17 protein-coding genes are annotated in these 18,507 nt (G+C 69.2%); 6 read left to right on the forward strand and 11 right to left on the reverse strand.

Features of this window, described 5'->3' with window-relative positions; translation table 11 throughout:
• Positions 1-11: 11 nt before the first annotated feature.
• A complete protein-coding gene (locus ACSFBM_RS10840) occupies positions 12-824 on the forward strand; it encodes an alpha/beta hydrolase (RefSeq protein WP_435484332.1) in 813 nt (270 codons plus the stop codon).
• Between the two features lie 49 nt (positions 825-873).
• Here the strand turns inward: ACSFBM_RS10840 and ACSFBM_RS10845 are convergent, their stop codons facing one another.
• The 7 genes from ACSFBM_RS10845 to ACSFBM_RS10875 are packed head-to-tail and all read right to left on the reverse strand — an operon-like array spanning position 874 to position 8,636.
• Positions 874-2,346 carry an amidase gene (locus ACSFBM_RS10845; RefSeq protein WP_435484333.1) on the reverse strand — a complete coding sequence of 491 codons (1,473 nt, stop codon included), beginning with the start codon at positions 2,344-2,346 and terminating at the stop codon, positions 874-876.
• Between the two features lie 49 nt (positions 2,347-2,395).
• Positions 2,396-2,767 carry an AzlD domain-containing protein gene (locus tag ACSFBM_RS10850; RefSeq protein WP_435484334.1) on the reverse strand — a complete coding sequence of 124 codons (372 nt, stop codon included), beginning with the start codon at positions 2,765-2,767 and terminating at the stop codon, positions 2,396-2,398.
• Entirely contained in the window at positions 2,767-3,507 is a 741-nt protein-coding gene (locus ACSFBM_RS10855) for an AzlC family ABC transporter permease (protein ID WP_435484335.1), read from the reverse strand. The genes ACSFBM_RS10850 and ACSFBM_RS10855 overlap by 1 nt, the downstream gene beginning before the upstream one ends.
• Complete coding sequence (locus ACSFBM_RS10860) at positions 3,504-5,141, reverse strand: dipeptide ABC transporter ATP-binding protein (RefSeq protein ID WP_435484792.1); 1,638 nt, start codon at positions 5,139-5,141, stop codon at positions 3,504-3,506. Before ACSFBM_RS10860 ends, ACSFBM_RS10855 begins: the two co-directional genes overlap by 4 nt.
• Positions 5,142-5,163: 22 nt before the next feature.
• Complete coding sequence (locus ACSFBM_RS10865) at positions 5,164-6,036, reverse strand: ABC transporter permease (RefSeq protein WP_435484336.1); 873 nt, start codon at positions 6,034-6,036, stop codon at positions 5,164-5,166.
• Between the two features lie 2 nt (positions 6,037-6,038).
• Positions 6,039-6,980 carry an ABC transporter permease gene (locus ACSFBM_RS10870; RefSeq protein ID WP_435484337.1) on the reverse strand — a complete coding sequence of 314 codons (942 nt, stop codon included), beginning with the start codon at positions 6,978-6,980 and terminating at the stop codon, positions 6,039-6,041.
• A 33-nt stretch (positions 6,981-7,013) separates the two neighbouring features.
• A complete protein-coding gene (locus ACSFBM_RS10875; RefSeq protein ID WP_435484338.1) occupies positions 7,014-8,636 on the reverse strand; it encodes an ABC transporter substrate-binding protein in 1,623 nt (540 codons plus the stop codon).
• Positions 8,637-8,838: 202 nt separating this feature from the next.
• Between ACSFBM_RS10875 and ACSFBM_RS10880 the strand changes: the two genes are divergently transcribed.
• From ACSFBM_RS10880 to ACSFBM_RS10895, 4 genes are all read left to right on the forward strand, one after another.
• The gene (locus tag ACSFBM_RS10880) at positions 8,839-10,257 is read left to right on the forward strand and encodes an aminotransferase-like domain-containing protein (RefSeq protein WP_435484339.1); all 1,419 of its coding nucleotides are present in this window, start codon (positions 8,839-8,841) and stop codon (positions 10,255-10,257) included.
• Positions 10,258-10,319: 62 nt separating this feature from the next.
• On the forward strand, positions 10,320-10,934 hold the full coding sequence (locus ACSFBM_RS10885; protein ID WP_435484340.1) for a GNAT family N-acetyltransferase: 615 nt from the start codon (positions 10,320-10,322) through the stop codon (positions 10,932-10,934).
• Between the two features lie 115 nt (positions 10,935-11,049).
• Positions 11,050-11,766: a response regulator transcription factor gene (locus tag ACSFBM_RS10890; protein WP_435484341.1), complete on the forward strand. Its 717-nt coding sequence runs from the start codon at positions 11,050-11,052 to the stop codon at positions 11,764-11,766.
• Complete coding sequence (locus ACSFBM_RS10895; protein WP_435484342.1) at positions 11,676-13,580, forward strand: sensor histidine kinase; 1,905 nt, start codon at positions 11,676-11,678, stop codon at positions 13,578-13,580. Before ACSFBM_RS10890 ends, ACSFBM_RS10895 begins: the two co-directional genes overlap by 91 nt.
• Before the next feature lie 37 nt (positions 13,581-13,617).
• Here ACSFBM_RS10895 and ACSFBM_RS10900 read toward each other — a convergent pair whose 3' ends face one another.
• On the reverse strand, positions 13,618-14,445 hold the full coding sequence (locus ACSFBM_RS10900; RefSeq protein WP_435484343.1) for an undecaprenyl-diphosphate phosphatase: 828 nt from the start codon (positions 14,443-14,445) through the stop codon (positions 13,618-13,620).
• Positions 14,446-14,600: 155 nt separating this feature from the next.
• Between ACSFBM_RS10900 and ACSFBM_RS10905 the strand changes: the two genes are divergently transcribed.
• Positions 14,601-15,476 carry a hypothetical protein gene (locus ACSFBM_RS10905; RefSeq protein ID WP_435484344.1) on the forward strand — a complete coding sequence of 292 codons (876 nt, stop codon included), beginning with the start codon at positions 14,601-14,603 and terminating at the stop codon, positions 15,474-15,476.
• Between the two features lie 28 nt (positions 15,477-15,504).
• Here the strand turns inward: ACSFBM_RS10905 and ACSFBM_RS10910 are convergent, their stop codons facing one another.
• The 3 genes from ACSFBM_RS10910 to ACSFBM_RS10920 are packed head-to-tail and all read right to left on the reverse strand — an operon-like array spanning position 15,505 to position 18,471.
• Positions 15,505-16,146 carry an aspartate/glutamate racemase family protein gene (locus ACSFBM_RS10910; RefSeq protein ID WP_435484345.1) on the reverse strand — a complete coding sequence of 214 codons (642 nt, stop codon included), beginning with the start codon at positions 16,144-16,146 and terminating at the stop codon, positions 15,505-15,507.
• 23 nt (positions 16,147-16,169) lie between these two features.
• Positions 16,170-17,084 carry a transporter substrate-binding domain-containing protein gene (locus ACSFBM_RS10915; protein WP_435484346.1) on the reverse strand — a complete coding sequence of 305 codons (915 nt, stop codon included), beginning with the start codon at positions 17,082-17,084 and terminating at the stop codon, positions 16,170-16,172.
• A gap of 52 nt (positions 17,085-17,136) precedes the next feature.
• On the reverse strand, positions 17,137-18,471 hold the full coding sequence (locus tag ACSFBM_RS10920) for an aspartate aminotransferase family protein (protein WP_435484347.1): 1,335 nt from the start codon (positions 18,469-18,471) through the stop codon (positions 17,137-17,139).
• Positions 18,472-18,507: the final 36 nt, after the last annotated feature.

An 18,507-nucleotide genomic window follows, 5' to 3' on the forward strand; every position in this document is an offset into this window, starting at 1 on the left:
CGGCCTCGGTGATGCCCCCCGTCGTTTTTTCGCACGGCAACAGCTTCCCCGCCAGCACCTACCGCGTCGTTCTCGACAGCCTGCGCAACCGCGGCTTCGAGGTCGACGCCATCGAGAAGTTCGGGCACGACCCGAAGTACCCCGTCACCGACAACTGGCCGCACCTGGTGCAGCAGCTGGCCGACTTCGCCAAGGCCCGTGCCGACCGCGCAGGCGGCCCGGTGTTCCTGGTGGGCCATTCGCTGGGCGGCTTCCTGAGCCTGATGTGCGCGGCACGCCACCCCGAACTGGCACGCGGCGTGGTGCTTGTCGACTCGCCGATCCTCGGCGGCTGGCGCGCCAACACGCTCCACGTGGTCAAGCGCACGCCGCTCATGAAGAGCATTTCGCCCGGCGCCATCAGCCGCAAGCGCCGCAACAGCTGGGAGCATCGCGAGGCGGTGTTCGCGCATTTCCGCAGCAAGAAGGCCTTTGCGAAGTGGGACGAGCAGGTGCTGCACGACTACATCGACCACGGCACCTTCGACGGCGACAAGGGCGGTGAAGAAGGCCGCGAGCTCAGCTTCGACCGCGACGTGGAAACCGCCATCTACAACACCCTGCCCCACAACCTGGGCGCATTGCTGCGCGCGCACCCGCTCAAGTGCAAGGCCGCCTTCATCGGCGGGCGGCAGTCGGCCGAGATGAAGCGCGTGGGCATGGCGATGACCGAGCAGGTCACCAAGGGGCGCATCAACATGCTGGACGGCACCCACCTGTTCCCGATGGAAAAGCCGCTGGCCACCGCCGCGGCCATCGAGGCGGCGCTGCGCAACCTGCTCTGAGCCGCGGCGGCCACGGCGGCCATGCCGCCGCCCCTGTCAGCCGCCCCTGTCACACCTTGGTGACGTGCACCCCGGGCCGCTCGCCCGCATTCCACTTGCCGCCCAGCGCCCGCTCGATCTGCGCGGCCAGCTGCAGCAGCAACCCGTCGTTCGCCTGCGCCGCCTGCGCTTGGATGCCCAGCGGCAGCCCGTTCTCCTGCGCGGCCATCGGCAGCGAGATGCCCGGCAGCCCGCACAGGTTGGACAGCGGCGTGTACGCGAAGTTTTGCCACAGGTTGGCGAACCAGTCGTAGACCGAGGGGTTCGTGCTGGTGGTGAGGTACTCGCTGGTGCCGACCTTGGGCGTGGGCAGCGCGGTGATCGGCGTGAGGATGATGTCCCAGCCCTGGAAGAAGTTGCCGAAGGCGCGCGAGGTGGTGTTGAACACCGCCTGCATCTTCGAGCGCTCGGTGTACGAGGTGTTCAACCCGGCTTCCCAGATCTTGATGTTGATCGGCTCCAGCAGCTCGGCCGGCGGGCGCTCCAGCCCCAGGCGGTGCAGGTGGCCGTCGATGACTTGCGCGAAGTTGCTGATGTAGCAGGTGGTCTGCGCGGCGAAGGCCGTTTGAAAGTCCACCTCGGGCAGCACCCACTCCACGTGGTGCCCCAGCCCTTCGAGGAACTTGCCCGTGCGCTCCAGTTCGGCCACGAAGTGCGGCGTGGCGCGAAAGTCGCCCCATTCGTGCGACAGCGCAATGCGCAGGCGGCCTGGGTCTTTCTTGATGAGTTCGCTGTACGGCTCGGCCGGCGACCAGAAGGGCATGAACTCGCCCGGCGCACCGCCCCGGCAGTGGTCGACGAAGGCGGCCGTGTCGCGCACGGTGCGGCTGTGGCAGCCCTGGATGGACACCAACCCCGACAGGTCCGACAGCCCCGGCGCCAGCGAGAACACGCCGCGAGACACCTTCAGGCCGATGTTGCCGTTCACGCCCGCCGGAATGCGGATGGAGCCGCCGCCGTCGGTGGCATGCGACAGCGGCAGCACGCCCGCCGCCACGGCTGCGGCCGTGCCGGCCGACGAGCCGCAGGTGGTGTATTCGACGTCCCACGGATTGCGCGTGACGTGCAGTGCGTTTTCCACCGAGCTGCACACGCCGAACTCGGGCGTGGTGCTGCGGCCCACGATGTTCAGGCCGGCCTTGCGCAGCTTTTCCGTGAGGAAGCTGTCGGCGGCCGGGCGGTTGCCCTGCATGATCATCGAGCCGAACTCCTGCAGCCGGCCCTTCAGCGTCGGGCCCAGGTCCTTCATGAGGTACGGCAGGCCGGCGAACACGCCCTCGGGGTCCATGCCGTCCTTCAGCGGATCGGCGACCACGTCGTCGAACACCTCGACCACCGCGTCCAGCTGCGGGTTGACCTTCGCGATACCGGCCGCGGCCTGCGCCGCCAGTTCGGCCGCCGTCACGTCGCCCTTGCGCACGCGTTCGGCCAGCCCGATGCCGTCATGCGCGGCCCATTCGTCCCAGCTCATTGCCAGCGTCATCTCGTGTTCTCCATTCGCTTGAAAAAAAGTAATCGCCAAAGTGTTCGTGTCAGGGCCAGCCGAAGCCGAGCCGCAAGAGCATCAGCGTACCCGTGCCGACCAGGATCGTCCCGGCCACATCGTTTCGCCGGACCAGGTAGTAGGCCAATGCGGCGCCCACTGCAAAGAGCCGGGCATCGTGCCAGTCGGACAGCAGGCGCCCGTTGCTCAGGAACACGTCGGGCACCACCATCGCGAGCAGCGCCGCCACCGGTGCATGGCGCAGGCCGCGCCACAGCCAGCCGGGCAGCTTCGGCTCGCTGTCGGGCAGCAGGAAGAAGCTGCGCGTGAGCACCGTCACCACCACCAGCGCGCCCACCGCCAGCCACACGTACGCTTCGTGCCCCAACTGCCCGATGTGCCCCAGGTGCCCCATGTGCATCAGCGCCGACTCCAGCGCCGGTCGGCCCAGGTGCCGGCCACGAAGGCGGTGGCAATGGCGGCAACCACGTTGAGCCCCATCGGCAGCGAGGCCGTCGCCAGCGCCACCGTGCCTGCGGCCAGCGCCGAGCAGCGCACCGCGCGGTCGGTGAGCATCGGCAAGGCCAGCGCCAGCAAGGCGAGCACGCCGATGAAGCGCAGGCCCCAGGCCGCGGGAATGGCGTCGGCCAGGAAGATGCCGGCCAGCGACGCGATGTGCCACGCCGCCCAGTTGGTCAGCGCCAGCCCCAGGAAGTAGCCCTGCTGGCGCGCCGTGGCGCGCCCGTCCGCCGAGGGCTGCGGATGCCGGTGCACGAACTGCGCATACACCGGGTCGCCCGCCAGGTAAGACAGCAGCACGCGCGACAGCCGGCGGTGCCGCCCGAAGTAGCGCCGCCAGTTCACGCTGAACACCACGAAGCGCAGGTTCAGCACACAGGCCGTGGCCACGATGACCCACAGCGGCGCGCCGGCCGCAATGAGCGGCAGGCAGGCCAGCTGCGAGGCGCTGGCGAACACCAGCAGCGACATCGCCAGGATCACGCCCAGCCCGACGCCGCTCTTGGCCATGGCCACGCCGGCCACCAGCCCCATGGCCATGGTGCCGAGCGCGGCGCCCGCGATGTCGCGCCGCCCTTCGGCAAAGGCGCCGCGCCACACCGGGTCGCGAAGGGCTGCGCGCCAGGCGCCCCACACGCTCACTGCGCGCTCGCGAGTTCCGCACGCGGCGCGGCCGCCAGCAGCCGCCGCGTGTAGTCGTTGGCCGGTGCGTTGAACACCTGGCCCGTGGGCCCCTGCTCCACGATGCGGCCCTGGCTCATCACGATGACGCGGTCGCACAGCTGCGCCGCCACGCGCAGGTCGTGCGTGATGAACAGAATGCCCAGCCCCAGGTCGCGCTGGATCTCGCGCAGCAGGTCCAGAATCTGCGCCTGCACCGACACGTCGAGCGCCGACACCGCCTCGTCGGCCACCAGCACCTGCGGCTGGCAGGCGATGGCGCGGGCAATGGCCAGGCGCTGGCGCTGGCCGCCCGAGAACTGGTGCGGATAGCGGTCGAGCGCGGTGCGCGGCAGCTGGATGCGGTCCATCAGCTCCTCGGCGGTCTGGCGCGCATGCAGCTTGCTCAGGCCGAAGTTCATCGCGCCCTCGACCATCGACGAGCCCACCGTGCGCCGCGGGTTCAGCGAGCGGTTCGGGTCCTGGAACACCACCTGCACCCGCGAGCGCAGCGGCCGCAGCCGGCCTTCGGGCAGGTCGTGCACCTCGGCGTCGCCCCACAGGATGCTGCCCGCGCTGGGCGCGATCAGCCGGATCATGCAGCGCGCGAAGGTCGACTTGCCCGAGCCCGACTCGCCCACCACGCCCACGGTTTCGCCGCGGTGCACGTCCACGCTGGCGTCCTGCAGCGCGGTGTTGTGCTTGGCGCGGCCGATCCAGTCGCGCCGCGTGTAGATCTTGCCGACGGCCGTGCCGGTCAACAGCGGCTTGCCGCCGGGCAGTGCGCGCGCAGGCGGCGGCGTCATGCCGGGCACGGCATCGAGCAGCATGCGGGTGTAGGCCTCTCGCGGCTGGCGCAGCACCTGCGCGCACGGGCCCTGCTCCACCAGGGCGCCGCGGTGCATCACCATCACGTCGTCGGCAATCTCCGCCACCACGCCCATGTCGTGGGTGATGAAGAGCACCGCACCGCCCTGCTCGGCCTGCAGCTCGGCAATGAGCTTCAGTATCTCGGCCTGCGTGGTCACGTCCAGCGCGGTGGTCGGCTCGTCGCAGATCAGCAGGCGCGGCTTCAGGATGATGGCCATCGCGATCACGATGCGCTGGCGCTGCCCGCCCGAGAGCTGGTGCGGGTAGCTCGCATGGATGCGCGCCGGGTCGGGCAGCCGCACGCGCTCGAAGATGGCGATGATGTGCGCCTTGCGCTCCGCCGCGCCCCACGGGGTGTGCGTGCGCAGCAGTTCGTCGACCTGCTCGCCGCAGGTGAGCACCGGGTTCAGCGCCGTCATCGGCTCCTGGAACACCATGCCCATGCCGGTGCCGCGCAACTGGCGCAGCCGCTTGTCGGAGGTGAAGCGGCCGTTGTCGACCAGCTTCTCGCCGGACAGCACCACGTCGCCGGCCTTCAGCACCAGCCCCTTGGCCAGCAGGCCCATCACGGTGGTGGCCAGCACCGACTTGCCCGAGCCGGACTCGCCCACGATGCACAGCGTGCGCCCGGCGTCGATGCGCAGGTCGAGCCGTTCGATGGCGTGCGGGCGGTCGGCGTCGGAAGGCAGCGCGACCTGCAGGCCGCGCACTTCGAGAATGGCGGCGCCTGGATTCGATTCGGTCATGGCGGTCATGAAAATCTGCGCCTCACACGCGTTTGGAGAACTTGGGGTCGAGCACGTCGCGCAGGCCGTCCCCCAGCATGTTGATGGCGAGCACCGTCGGCACCAGGAACAACGCCGGGAACAGCACGTTGCCCGGGCTCTGCGAGAACTGCACGCGCCCTTCGGCCATGATGTTTCCCCAGGTCGGCACGTCCGACGGCAGGCCCAGGCCCAGGAAGCTCAGGATGGCCTCGGTCAGCACGGCCGAGGCCGCGATGAAGGTGCCCTGCACGATCAGCGGCGCCAGCGCGTTGGGCAGGATGTCGCGCCACAGAATGGTGGCGTCGGGCGTGGCCAGCGCACGGGCCGCTTCCACGAAGGGCTCGTCGCGCAGGCTCATCACCAGCGCGCGCACCAGGCGCGTCACGCGCGGCACCTCGGGCACCGCGATGGCCAGGATCACCGTGGGCAGGCTGGCACCGAGCACCGCCACCAGCGTGATCGCCAGCAGCACGGCGGGAATGGCCATCACGCCGTCCATCACCCGCATCAGCACGGCGTCGACCGCGCGAAAGTAACCCGCCAGCATGCCCAGCAGGCAGCCGAAGGCGATGGCGACGAAGGCGGTGAACAGGCCCACCGCGATCGAGATGCGGGTGCCGTACAGCACACGGCTCCACACGTCGCGCCCCACGCTGTCGCTGCCCATCCAGAAGGTGTGGGCGAACTGCGCGCCGTCGGGCAGCGTCACCTGGCCCGCGGTGCCCGCGCCCACCGAGATGAAGCTCGCGTCCATCACCGAAGGATCGAAGGTGCCGAGCCAGGGCGCGAACACGCCCAGCAGCGCCAGCGCGACCAGCACGATGACGCCGCCACGCACGGCGGCGTTGCGCCAGAGTCTTTTCAGGGTGCTCATGATCAGTAGCCGATGCGGGGGTCTAGAAACAGGTAGCTCACGTCGACCAGCAGGTTGACGGCGACATACACCACGGCAAAGAACAGCACCACGCCCTGCAGCACGGGAAAGTCGCGGTTGAGCACCGCGTCGACCGTGAGCTGGCCCAGTCCCGGAATGGCGAACACCGTCTCGGTGACCACCACGCCGCCCAGCAGCAGCGCCGCGCTCACGCCGATCACCGTGACCACCGGCACCGCCGCGTTGCGCAGCGCATGGTGCTTGAGCACCTCGAGCTCGGTGATGCCCTTGGCGCGCGCGGTGCGAATGAAGTCCTCGGTCAGCGCCTCGCTCACCGCGGCACGCGTCACGCGCGACAGCAGCGCCACGTAGGTGATGGCCAGCGTGAGGCACGGCAGCACCAGCTGGTTCAGCCACGGCCCCACGCCGTCGCCGATGCGCCGGTAGCCCTGCACCGGAAACCACTGCAGCTTCATCGCCAGCAGGTAGATCAGCACATAGCCGACCACGAACACCGGCACCGAGAAGCCCGCCACCGAGAAGGCCATGACGGCCTTGTCGAGCCAGCCGCCCATGCGCCACGCGGCCAGCGTGCCCAGCGGCAGCGCAATGGCCACCGCCAGCAGCAGCGTGCCGCCGGCCAGCGAGAGCGTGGGCTCCATGCGCTGGCCGATGAGCTCCAGCACCGGCTTGTTCAGGAAGAACGAGAAGCCCAGGTCGCCGTGCAGCACGCCGTTGCCCCAGATCGCGAACTGCTCCCACAGCGGCTTGGTCAGGCCGAGCTGCACGCGGATGCGGTCCAAGTCTTCATTGGTGGCGCTGTTGCCGCCGATGACGGCGGCCGGGTCGCCGGGCGTGAGGCGCACGATCATGAAGATCGCCACCGCCACGACCAGCAGCACGGGAAGGGTGGCGAGCAGGCGCTTGCCGAGGAAGGTCAGCATGGAGGGGCGCTCTTCTTTCTTCTGTTTTTCTTCTTATTGCTTCTTGATGTTCCAGTACACCTGCGCGCCGGCCGGCACCAGGCCGCTCACGTTCTTGCGCAGCGCGGCGGGCTGGTTGTACTGGCCCACGGGCACGTGCGTGGCCGTCTCGAAGGCGCGCAGCTGGGCGGCCTGCGCGAACTTCTTCTTCTCGGCGTCGGTCTTGGCCTGGGCGAACTGGACCTTGATTTCTTCCAGCTTGGCGTCGGTCTGCCAGCCGAACCAGCCCTTGTCGCCGGTGGCGTTCATCATGGCCATGGTGATCGGGTTGAGGATGTCGGATGCCGTCCACGAGGTCATGAACGCGCTCCAGCCGCCGGCCGAGGGCGCGTCCTTCTTCGCGCGCCGCGCCACCAGCGTGGACCAGTCCATCGACTGCATGTCGACCTTGAAGCCGGCCTGCTCCAGCTGCTGCTTGGCCACCAGCGGCAGCTTGCCGATGGTCGGGTTATCGGTCGGGCGCATCAGCACCACGGGCTCGCCCTTGTAGCCGGCCTCTTCGAGCAATGCCTTGGCCTTCTGCGGGTTGGCCACGCCGGTGTAGTCACCCGTCTGCTCAGACTCGAACAGCGTGCCGCAGGGGAACATGCTCTTGCAGTAGCGCGTGAGGCCGGGCGTGCCGACCTGGGTGCGCAGGAAGGCTTCCTGGCCCAGCGCCAGCAAGGCGGCGCGGCGCACCTTCTCGTTGTTGAACGGCGGCTGCAGGAAGTTGAAGCGCAGGATGAACTGGTTGCCCGCGGGTTGCGCGTCGACCAGCTTGATGTCGGGGTTGGTGCGCAGCGTGGCGTACTGCTCGAAGGCGGGCTGCTCCAGGATGTCGGCCTCGCCGTTGAGCAGCGCATTCATCTGCGTCTGCGCGTCGCGGATGATGAGCCACTCCACGCGGTCCACGTACACGTTCTTGCCGCCGGCCGTGCCCGAGGGCGCCTCGGCGCGCGGCTTGTAGCGCATGTTCTTGGTGAACACCACGCGCTCGCCGGGGCGGAACTCGTCGGCCTTGAACACGTAGGGGCCGGAGCCGATCGACTCCTTGATCTGCGTGTCGCCCGAGGTGTCGGCAATGCGCTTGGGCATGATGAACGGCACGTTCGACGACGGCTTGCCCAGCGCTTCGAGCACCAGGCCGAAGGGCTCCTTCAGCACGATGGAGAAGGTCTTGGCGTCGGGCGTTTCGTAGCGCTCGGTCACCTTGGAGAGCTGCGCGCCGAAGGTGTCGCGGCTGGCCCAGCGCTTGATGGACGCGACCACGTCCTCGCTGGTGACCGGCTTGCCGTCATGGAACTCCAGGCCGTCGCGCAGCGTGAAGGTCCAGGTCTTGTTGTCGGGCGACACCTTCCATTTGTCGACCATCTGCGGCTTGATGTGGCCTTCGAGGTCGGTGGCGAACAGGGTGTCGTACACCATGTAGCCGAAGTTGCGCGTCACGTAGGCCGTGGTCCAGATCGGGTCGAGCACGGTGATGTTGCTGCTCGGAATGATCTTGAGCGTGGTGGTCTGGGCCATCGCGGGCGCCATGACTGCACCGGCCAGCATCGCGGCGGCGCCCCATCGGGCAAGGCGGCGCGACAAGGTGCCCACCGGGTGGGCAGACGAAGGCGAGAAGAGCTGCGGTTGCATGTGATTTCCTGAAAGATGGAACGGGGAGCGCGATGCCGGGCACCTGTGAGGGCTTGCGGCGGCGAGGTCTCCATTGAGACATCTGTCAGGTCAAATGCATATATACAGTTCAATTCTTCTGTAGTAGAACAGTCGCTCCTTTGCCCTGTGTTCGTCCCCGTGTTGGGGCTTTTTCGTGCACACGAACCGTGCACGCCTTGCCGTGATCACTGTCAACCCTTCGCTGCCCACCCCCCTGGTGCGCCAGGTCTACGACGCGCTGCTCGCGCAAATCGCCTCCAGCGCCATGAAGCCCGGCGACAAGCTGCCGTCGGTGCGCACGCTCGCCGGCGACTGCGGCGTGAGCACCATGACCATCACCAACGCCTACCAGCGCCTCGTGGCCGAAGGCCACGTCGAGGCGCGGCGCGCCAGCGGCTACTACGTGGCCGAGGTCGAGCGCTCGGCGGCCACGCGGCGCAAGCCCTTCCTGGGCCGCACCTCGGTGGACTCGCTGTGGCTGCTCAAGCACGTGTACGAGGACGACCGCACGCTGCTGAACGCGGGCTGCGGCTGGATCCCGCCCGAGATGCTGCATATAGACGGTGTGCGGCGCGCGCTGGCCGCGCTGTCGCGCAAGTCCGCCGCCGGGCTGGCCAACTACGGCACGCCCTACGGCTACCTGCCCTTGCGCCAGCAAATACAGACGCTGCTGGCGCAGCAGGGCATCGAGACCGCCCCGCACCAGATCGTGCTGACGCACGGGGCCTCGCAGGCGCTGAACCTGGTGGCGCGCTGCCTGCTGCAGCCGCGCGACGTGGTGCTGGTCGACGAGCCCGGCTCGACCAACCTGTACGCCATGCTGCGTTCGCTCGACCTGAGGCTGGTGGGCGTGGAGCGCACGGTGAACGGGCCCGACGTGGCGGCGCTGCAGGCGCTGGCGCAACGCCACGGCGCCAAGGCCTTCTTCACCACCACCAACCTGCACAACCCCACCGGCGGCCAGTGCACGCCGGCGGTGGCCTACCAGATGCTGCGGCTGGCCGAGCAGCTGGACTTCCACATCGTCGACAACGACGTGATGGCCGGGCTGGAGCCGCCCGGCGCGGCCACGCCCCTCGCGAGCCTCGACCGGCTGCAGCGGGTGATCCATGTCGGCAGCTTCTCCAAGACGGTGTCGCCCGCCCTGCGCGTGGGCTTCGTCGCATGCAACGAGGAGTTCGCCGAGAAGATGATTCTTCAGAAGATGGTGAACAGCCTCACCACCTCGGAGCTGACCGAACGGCTGCTGCACGGCGTGCTGATCGAAGGCCGCTACCGGGCGCATGTGGCTCGGCTGGCCGAGCGGCTGCAGGCGGCGCAGCACACGGTGTGCGACAGGCTGGAGGCCGCCGGCATGCAGCTCTTCACGCGGCCGGCCGGCGGGCCCTTCCTGTGGGCGCGCTTCGAGCGCGACGACGTCGACATGCGCGCGCTGGCGCAGCGCGCCATTGCCGAGAGCTTCCTGCTGGCGCCGGGCGACCTGTTCCGCACCGACCTGCGGCCCACCCCGTGGCTGCGCTTCAACGTGGGCTATGCGGACGACCCGAAGCTGTACCGCTTCCTGGCGCTGGAGGCGAAGCGCCTGCGCGCGACGGCCTGAGCCGATGCAAAGCGGCTCCCTAGAATCGCGCGGCCGCCCCTGAACCCCGCTCCAAGACCCGCATGCCGACCGAAGAACCCCTGCCCCTGTCGCTCTCCACGCCCGCGCTGGCCGACGCGCTGATCGTCGATCCGTTCTACCTGGCGATCTCGGTCGATTTCGAGCACGACATGCGCCAGCGCAAGGCAGTGCTCGCCTCGTACTTCGCGTGTTCGCTGGACGAGGCCGCGCGCACCGGACGCTGCCTGACGCCCGAAGACCCCGCACTGGGCGCGGCGGCGTGGCTGCTGCCGCGCGCGGACGACGTCGATACCGCCGAGTCGGCCGCGAAAAGCGCCTTCCTCGCCGGCGCGCTGGGCCCGCGCGGCCTGGCCAACTACCACCGCATCGTCGAGTTCATGGCAGCGCGCGCCCCGGCCGTGGTGCCGGCGGGCGCGTGGTACCTGTCGATCCTGGGCATCGCGCCCGCCGCGCAAGGGCGCGGGCTGGGTGCGCGGCTGCTGGCGCCCACGCTGGCAGAAGCCGATGCGGCGGGTGTGCCCTGCTTCCTCGAAACCTTCACGCCGCGCAGCGTGGGGTTCTACGAGCGGCTGGGCTTTCGCGGCGAGGCCGCGCACCGGGAGCCGGTGTCGGATGCCGAATACCTGATCATGTGCCGGCCCCCTCAAGCGACCTGAGCCTGAGCGGGCCGTGCCAAGGCGCAAAAAGACGCCTGGGATACAAAAAGCAATACTTGGCAACAATCCGGGAGAATCAGCAACCGTCCGCCAACTGCCCGGAGCCCTTGCGCCCATGTCCGTTCTCCCCGTTGAAGACGCCGACCCCGTCTCGCTGAGCCCCGCCCTCATCGTCGAGGACGACCCGCAGATGCAGCAGCGCCTGCGCCATGTGCTGGCCACCCTGGGCTGCGACGACGCGCACATCGCGGTGACCGACAGCGTGGCCGGCGCGCAGCAGCTGCTGGGCGCCCACCGCTACAGCGTGGCGCTGGTGGACATCGGCCTCCCCGACGGCAGCGGCGTGGAACTGATCGGCTGGCTGCAGGCGCACCACCCGGGCGTGCCGGCGGTGGTGATCTCGGCCTGGCGCACCGAAGAAGTCATCTTTGCGGCGCTGCGCGCGGGCGCCATCGGCTACCTGCTGAAGGAGCGCGACGACCTCGAGCTGGCCATGGCGCTGCGCAGCATCGAGCAAGGCGGCGCACCGATCGACCCGACCATCGCGCGGCGCATCCTCGCCTGGGTGGCGGCAGCGCCGGCGCCCGCGACGGCGGCGGCCGGGGCGCGCGGAAATGCGCCCGGGAATGCACTCCTCTCGGCCCTGACACCGCGCGAACACAAGATCCTCGAACTCGTGTCGCAAGGCCTGAGCAACCGAGAAATGGCCGAGATGCTGTCGATTTCCAAGCTGACCGTCGAATGCCACACCAAGAACATCTACCGCAAGCTGGCCGTCAACTCGCGCACCGAAGCCGTGTTCCAGGCGCGGCGGCATGGCTTGCTGCGCTGATCGGCGCGCTGCTTGTCTGTCTTGCAGCCGGCCCGGCCTGGGCGCAGGCCGCGGCTGCACCGGCCCTGCACGTCGAGGCCGTGCGCGGCGCCGGGTGGCAAGACACCGCGCCGCCCGCCGAAGGCTGGACGCCCGTCACCCTGCCCGACAGCTGGGCGCGGCGCTGGCCCGGCTTCGACGGCGTGGTCTGGTACCGGCTGACCTGGACACAGCCCGAACAGGTGCGTGAAACCGGCCTGCTGCTGCACTACCTGAACATGGCCGGCGAGGTGTCGCTCAACGGCACGCCCATTTCGCGCGACGCCAGCCTGGTGGAGCCGCTCACGCGCGCCTGGAACACGCCGCGCCACTGGCTGCTGGCGCCGCCGCTGCTGCGCGCGGGCACCAACACGCTGCTGGTGCGCGTGTCGGGCCTGTCGGTCTACCAGGCGGGGCTGGGGCCGGTCGAACTGGGCACGCCGGCGGCCACGCAAGCCGGGTTCGCGCACGAGCAGCTGTTGCGCCACGACCTGCAGGTGCTGGGCCTGGCGGTGAGTGCGGCGGTCTCGGCCTTCTTCGCCGCCTGGTGGTGGCTGCGCCGGCGCGAGACGGCCTACGGCTGGTTCGCGGCGATGTCGGTGCTGTGGCTGCTGTTCGCCTACAACCAGATCGCGACCAGCCCGTGGCCCTTTGCGTCCAACCACGGCTGGCAGGCGCTCAACACCTCGCTGCTGCTGGTGTTCAGCCTGTCTTACCTGGTGTTCGCGCTGCGCTACTGCCAACGGCGCATGCCGCGCCTGGAGGGCGCGGCGCTGCTGGTGGCGGCGGCCGGGGTGACCGACCTGTGGGTCGCGCCGCTGGCCGGCCTGGCGGCGCACCGCGCGCTCTGGACGCTGGTGGGCGGCCTGACGATCATCGTGGTGAACAGCGTCGCCATCGTGCACGCCTGGCGCCACCGCGGCAGCCCGATGCGATCGCTCGCGCCCTTCATGGCGCTGTCCGCCATCACCGGCGCGCACGACCTGCTGGTGTTCACGCAGGTGATCGACAGCAACATCTACTACACGAACATGTCGTCGTACGTGCTGCTGCTGGGCATGGCGCTGGCGCAGGCCGCGCGCTTTGCACAGAGCCTGCGGCGCATCGAGAACTTCAACACCGAGCTCATCGAAGAGGTGAACGCCGCCAAGGCCGAGTTGGCCGCCACGCTGGCGCAGCAGCATGCGCTGGAACTGGCGCATGCGCGCATCGGCGAGCGCGTGAACCTGGTGAGCGACCTGCACGACGGCCTGGGCGGCATGCTGGTGGGCAGCATCGCCACGCTGGAGCGCACGCCCGAAAACCTCAGCGCGCCGGAGCTGCTGGCCATGCTCAAGCGCCTGCGCGACGACCTGCGGCTGATCATCGACGCCACCGGCCGCGACGACGGTGCCCGCGCCCTGGGCGAGCTGCTGGCGCCGCTGCGCCACCGCAGCGCGCAGTTGCTGGACGCCAACGGCATCGACTGCCGCTGGAAGGTGTCGAACATCGACACGCTCGAACTGCCGCCCTCGCAGAGCCTCGACCTGATGCGCTTCCTGCAGGAGGCGCTGACCAACGTGCTCAAGCACAGCGCCAGCCAGCGCGTGGACGTGAGCGTGGTGCGCGCCGGCGCGGAACTCCGGCTCAGCGTGCGCGACGACGGCCGCGGCTTCGCGGTGGAGGACACAGCCCGGAATGCAGGCGCCGGCCTGCGCAACCTGCGCGCGCGGGCGCGCCGGCTGGGAGCGGAGCTGCAACTGCAGTCGCGCCCCGGCGAAACGCAGGTGGCGCTGCGCATGCCGCTCGCCACCTAGAGGGAGCGGGCCGCTCGCGGCCCTGCGCTGCGCTTCGTCAGTCCGCCCAGACCACCGCGCCGCTCCACGCGGTCGCCAGCACCACGATGCCGAAGGCGATGCGGTACCAGGCGAACGGCACGAAGCTGTGGCTGCTGATGTAGCGCAGCAGCCAGCGCACGCACAGCCAGGCGCTGATGAAAGAGAACACCAGGCCCACCGCGAACAGCGGCATGTCGGCCATCGACAGCGCCGCGCGCTCCTTGTAGACGCTGTAAACGCCCGCGCCGATCAGCGTGGGAATGGCCAGGAAGAACGAGAAATCGGTCGCCGCCTGGCGCGACAGGCCCAGCAGCATGCCGCCGATGATGGTCGAGCCGCTGCGGCTGGTGCCCGGGATCATCGCGAAGCACTGCACCAGGCCGACCTTGAGGGCGTCCCACGGCGTCATGTCGTCCACGTGCTCGACGCGCACCGAGCCGGGCGGGCGCTTCTCGGCCCACAGGATGATGAAGCCGCCGATGATGAAGGTGCTGGCCACCACCGTCGGAATGAACAGGTGCGCCTTGATGACCTTGCCGAACAGCAGGCCCAGCACCACCGCCGGCAGGAAGCCGATGAAGATGTTCAGCGCCAGGCGCTGCGCCTTGGGCTGCCGGGGCAGCGCCACCACGGTGGAGCGGATCTTCTGCCAGTACACCAGGATCACAGCGAAGATCGCGCCGGTCTGGATCGCGATCTCGAAGACCTTGCCCCGGTCGTCGCCGAAGCCGCCGAGCAGCGAGCCCGCAAGAATCAGATGGCCGGTCGACGAGATCGGAAGAAATTCGGTCAGCCCCTCCACGATGCCCATGATGGCGGCCTTGACCAGCAAAACGATGTCCACGCGTACTCCTTGAAAGAGCGGCAATTATGGCGAGGAGGCTGGTCAGGTCGGGTTCAGGTGGCGCGCAGGATACCCAATTCGGGTGATGGTCCTCGGCATTTGGTTGACACATAGTCACAAATGAACCGGACCCGAGGTCCACAGGAGCTTCACCCATGCAGACCTTCACCCACGGCAATGGGCTCGAAGAGCACGTCTCCACCGCCGACGACCATTGCGAGGACCGGCGCAAGAACGCGCAGGACATCGAACGCGAGCAATGCGAGTCGGTACGGCGCGTGACCCAGGCCACCGGTGCGTCGGGCAACGAACTGCGCCAGTTGATGCAACGCCTGTTCGACATCGGCCGCTCGAGCGCGGGCATCGTGGCGCAGGGGCAGATCGCGGCCGACCGGATGCAGTCGGGCATGCCGCGGCTCGACCTGGACGACGGCCACACGGCCGACCAGTGCAGCGACGCGGCGCAGAGCATCGACTTCTGGCTGCTGGAGCCGCTGGACCCCGCGCACGACAAGAAGTGGTATGCCCGCTGGAAGTTCTGGAGCTTCATCCTGGGCGCATCCGGGCCCGACGTGGCGCTGACCTTGCAGGGGCTGGCCTTGCGGCCGAGCGAGCCGGGCGACGCCCATGCCGACCTGGTGGCCAAGGCGCGCAAGGTGCTGGAAAGCTGGCGCCGCACCTCCGAGCCGCTGTTCTGGGCGGCGGTCGAGTGCTATGTGCGGCAGCAGTCGTTCTCGCTCGAAACGCAGGCCTACCTGATGCACTGCATCGCCGCGGTCTTCCCGGGCGACGGCATGAAACTGTCGAACGCGCAGAGCGAAGCGCTCACCGCCGTGCTGACCGGCACCTACTGCGACGCGCTCGGCAGTTCGGCGACGCTGCCCTCGGCCGATATCTACCGCCGCCTGTCGCAGGGACTGCAGGCCACCGACCGCGAGACCGCGCTCACACGGCCGTTGGGGCGCAGCGACGCGGCGCAGATTGCCATCACGGCGCTATTCTCCATCATCGAGAACGCGCGCGCGCCTTAGCCTGGGCCCTGGCCTGACCTGACCTGCTCTAACCGGTGCGGCGGCGCAGCGCACGCACCGCGCTGTCGACCGTGGTCGACACCGGCAACCCACTCGCGGCCTCGCACGCGGCACGCGCGCGCGCCATGCTGAACTGCGCGAGCGCAAGGCGCGTGCAGCCGCGCTCGCGCAACGCCGCGGCCTGTGCGGCAATGAGCGCGTCGTGGCGCTGCGTGTCGCCGGCGTTCAGCGCGTCGAGCGCGCCGTCGGCCAGCGCCAGCTCGAGCGGCGTGCCTTGCGCAAACTCGCCCGGCATCGACGCCAGCGTGGACGCGAAGGTGGCAATGAGCCCGAGCCGGCCCTGCCCTTGCGCCACCTCGTCGATCATCGCCTCGTTGGGCTTGAGCACCGCGATGCCCGCATGCCTGCGCGCCACCGCCTCGATGCACGGCCCGAAGGCCGAGCAGGTGAAGAGGATGCCCTGCGCGCCCGTGTCGACCGCGTACTGCGCAAGGCGCTGGAAACGCTCGTGCATGGCCGCATCCAGGCCCTTGCCTTCGCGTGCCAGGTCGGCGGAGAGGCTGTCGTCGAGCAGGTTCATGCGCAGCGCCTCGGGCCAGTCGCGCGCGAAGGCTTCGTTGATGGGCGCGACGGAATGCGAGAGCGCGTGGATCAGGGCAATGCGTGTCATGGGTTCGGACGGCTCAGATGCACCTAGATGCCCTTGGACGACGGGTTGGCAAACGCCTCCTTCGTCTCGGCATTCAGCGGGTAGTTGATGTTGATGCCCTTGGGCGGAATGGGCGACATGAACCACCTGGCGTACAGCCTTTCCATCTCGCCCGACTTCATCATGCCCGACACCACCCGGTCGACCAACGCCTTGAAGGCCGGGTCGTCCTTGCGGAACATCAGCGACTGGTTCTCGGTGCGCAGGCTCTCGCCGGTGATGAGGAAGTCCTTCGGGTTGCGCGCGTTGGCGAGCTGCCCGGCCAGCAGGATGTCGTCGAGCACGAAGGCCTGCGCCCGGCCGCTTTCCACCAGCAGGAACGAGTCGCTGTGGTCCTTGCCCGCGAGGTTGGTCACGTCCAGGCTGCGGCCCCGGTCGGCCTCGCGCAGCAGGCGAAACGATGTGGTGCCGGTGGTGGTGGCCACCGTCTTGCCCTGCAGGTCGGCGATGCTCTTGATGCCCGAATCGGCCTTCACCAGCATGCGCACGTTGTAGCGAAAGATGTCCGGCGAGAACGCCACCTGCTTCTGCCGCTCGACCAGGTTCGTGGTGGAGCCGCACTCGATGTCGACCGTGCCGTTCTGCACCAGCGGGATGCGGTTGGCCGAGGTGACGGCCTGGTACCTCACCTCGATGGCCGGCAGCTTCAGCTCGGTCTTCACCGCCTCGACGATGCGGTTGCAGATCTCGATGCTGTAGCCCACGGGCTTGAGGTTGCCGTCGAGGTACGAGAAGCCGAACGACGACTCGCGGTAGCCGAAGGTGATGGCGCCGCTGGCCTTGATCTTGGCGAGCGTGTCGCCTTCCTGCGCCTGCGCGGCGGTGCCGGGCAACAGGGCGGCAAAGGCCAACGCGAGCGCGGCGGCACCGCTAGAAAACGGCAGACGTAGCTTGGGCATGGAACGCTCCTTGGAACGACGGTTGAAGAAAAAGCGAGGAGAAAAAAGGCGCTCAGCGCATGGCCGCGCGCGTCACGGCGTCGATCGATTCGGCCAGCCGCCCGGCGATGGTCTGCAGGTCTTGCCGCGTGGCGATGAAGGGCGGCGCCAGCAGCACGTGGTCGCCCTGCCGCCCGTCCACCGTGCCGCCGAAGGGGTAGCACAGCAGGCCGCGCGCCATGGCGTCCTTCTTGACGGCGGCGTTCAGCTTCAGCGCCGGATCGAACGGCGCCTTGCTCGCCCGGTCGGCCACCAGCTCGAGGCCCCAGAAGAAGCCGCGCCCGCGGATGTCGCCCACATGCGGGTGCGTGCCCAGCGCCGCCTGCAGCATCGCGCCGAAGGCGATGCCGTCGTCGCGCACCTTGGCGACCAGGCCGTCGCGGCGGATCACCTGCTGCACCGCGAGCGCGGCGGCGCAGGCCATCGGGTGGCCGAGGTAGGTGTGGCCGTGCTGGAAGAAGCCGCTGCCCTGCGACATGGCCTCGACGATGCGGCGCTGCGCCAGCACCGCGCCCACCGGCTGGTAGCCGCCGCCCAGGCCCTTGGCGATGGTGATCAGGTCGGGCACCACGCCCTCTTGCTCGCAGGCGTGCAGCGTGCCGGTGCGGCCCATGCCGCACATCACCTCGTCGAGGATCAGCAGCACGCCGTACTTGTCGCACACCGCGCGCACCGCCTTGAAGTAGCCCGGCACGGGCACGAGCACGCCGGCCGTGGCGCCGCCGACCGTCTCGGCGACGAAGGCGATCACGCGGTCGGCGCCTTGCGCGAGGATGGCTGCCTCCAGCTCCGCCGCCAGGCGCAGGCCGTACTGCTCCGGAGTTTCGCCCTCGCCCTGCTCGCGGTACGGATAGCACGGCGACACATGCGTGGCCGGCACCAGGATGGGCGCGAAGGGCTCGCGCCGCCAGGCGTTGCCGCCCACCGCCAGCGCGCCCAGCGTGTTGCCGTGGTAGCTCTGGCGGCGCGCGATGAAGTGGGTGCGCTGCGGCTGGCCGATTTCCACGAAGTACTGGCGCGCCATCTTCAGCGCCGACTCCACCGCCTCGGAGCCGCCACTCACCAGGTACACGTGGCTCATGCCCTCGGGGGCGGCGCCGATCAGCTCGTCGGCCAGTTGCTCGGCCACCTCGCTGGTGAAGAAGCTGGTGTGGGCGTAGGCGAGCGTGTCGAGCTGCGCATGCATGGCGGCCAGCACCTCGGGGTGCGCATGGCCCAGGGACGACACCGCCGCGCCGCCCGAGGCGTCGAGGTACTCGCGGCCTTCCGCGTCGCGGATGTACATGCCGTGGGAGCCGGCGGCAACAGGCGGGGTCTGGCGAAGATGGCGGTGGAAGACGTGCGTCATGGGGTCTGAGGGGGTTGGAACCAACGTTACGGATGA

Origin of the sequence: Variovorax pasteuri, assembly GCF_051216435.1 — a bacterium.
Taxonomy (GTDB): domain Bacteria; phylum Pseudomonadota; class Gammaproteobacteria; order Burkholderiales; family Burkholderiaceae_C; genus Variovorax.

What these genes read in the sequence shown, in the direction of transcription:
- ACSFBM_RS10840 (WP_435484332.1), top strand. Translation starts at nt 12, where the DNA reads ATGCCCCCCGTCGTTTTTTCGCACGGCAACAGCTTCCCCGCCAGCACC.
- ACSFBM_RS10845 (WP_435484333.1), bottom strand. Translation starts at nt 2,346, where the DNA reads ATGACGCTGGCAATGAGCTGGGACGAATGGGCCGCGCATGACGGCATC.
- ACSFBM_RS10850 (WP_435484334.1), bottom strand. Translation starts at nt 2,767, where the DNA reads ATGCACATGGGGCACCTGGGGCACATCGGGCAGTTGGGGCACGAAGCG.
- ACSFBM_RS10860 (WP_435484792.1), bottom strand. Translation starts at nt 5,141, where the DNA reads ATGACCGAATCGAATCCAGGCGCCGCCATTCTCGAAGTGCGCGGCCTG.
- ACSFBM_RS10865 (WP_435484336.1), bottom strand. Translation starts at nt 6,036, where the DNA reads ATGAGCACCCTGAAAAGACTCTGGCGCAACGCCGCCGTGCGTGGCGGC.
- ACSFBM_RS10870 (WP_435484337.1), bottom strand. Translation starts at nt 6,980, where the DNA reads ATGCTGACCTTCCTCGGCAAGCGCCTGCTCGCCACCCTTCCCGTGCTG.
- ACSFBM_RS10875 (WP_435484338.1), bottom strand. Translation starts at nt 8,636, where the DNA reads ATGCAACCGCAGCTCTTCTCGCCTTCGTCTGCCCACCCGGTGGGCACC.
- ACSFBM_RS10885 (WP_435484340.1), top strand. Translation starts at nt 10,320, where the DNA reads ATGCCGACCGAAGAACCCCTGCCCCTGTCGCTCTCCACGCCCGCGCTG.
- ACSFBM_RS10890 (WP_435484341.1), top strand. Translation starts at nt 11,050, where the DNA reads ATGTCCGTTCTCCCCGTTGAAGACGCCGACCCCGTCTCGCTGAGCCCC.
- ACSFBM_RS10895 (WP_435484342.1), top strand. Translation starts at nt 11,676, where the DNA reads ATGCCACACCAAGAACATCTACCGCAAGCTGGCCGTCAACTCGCGCAC.
- ACSFBM_RS10905 (WP_435484344.1), top strand. Translation starts at nt 14,601, where the DNA reads ATGCAGACCTTCACCCACGGCAATGGGCTCGAAGAGCACGTCTCCACC.
- ACSFBM_RS10910 (WP_435484345.1), bottom strand. Translation starts at nt 16,146, where the DNA reads ATGACACGCATTGCCCTGATCCACGCGCTCTCGCATTCCGTCGCGCCC.
- ACSFBM_RS10915 (WP_435484346.1), bottom strand. Translation starts at nt 17,084, where the DNA reads ATGCCCAAGCTACGTCTGCCGTTTTCTAGCGGTGCCGCCGCGCTCGCG.
- ACSFBM_RS10920 (WP_435484347.1), bottom strand. Translation starts at nt 18,471, where the DNA reads ATGACGCACGTCTTCCACCGCCATCTTCGCCAGACCCCGCCTGTTGCC.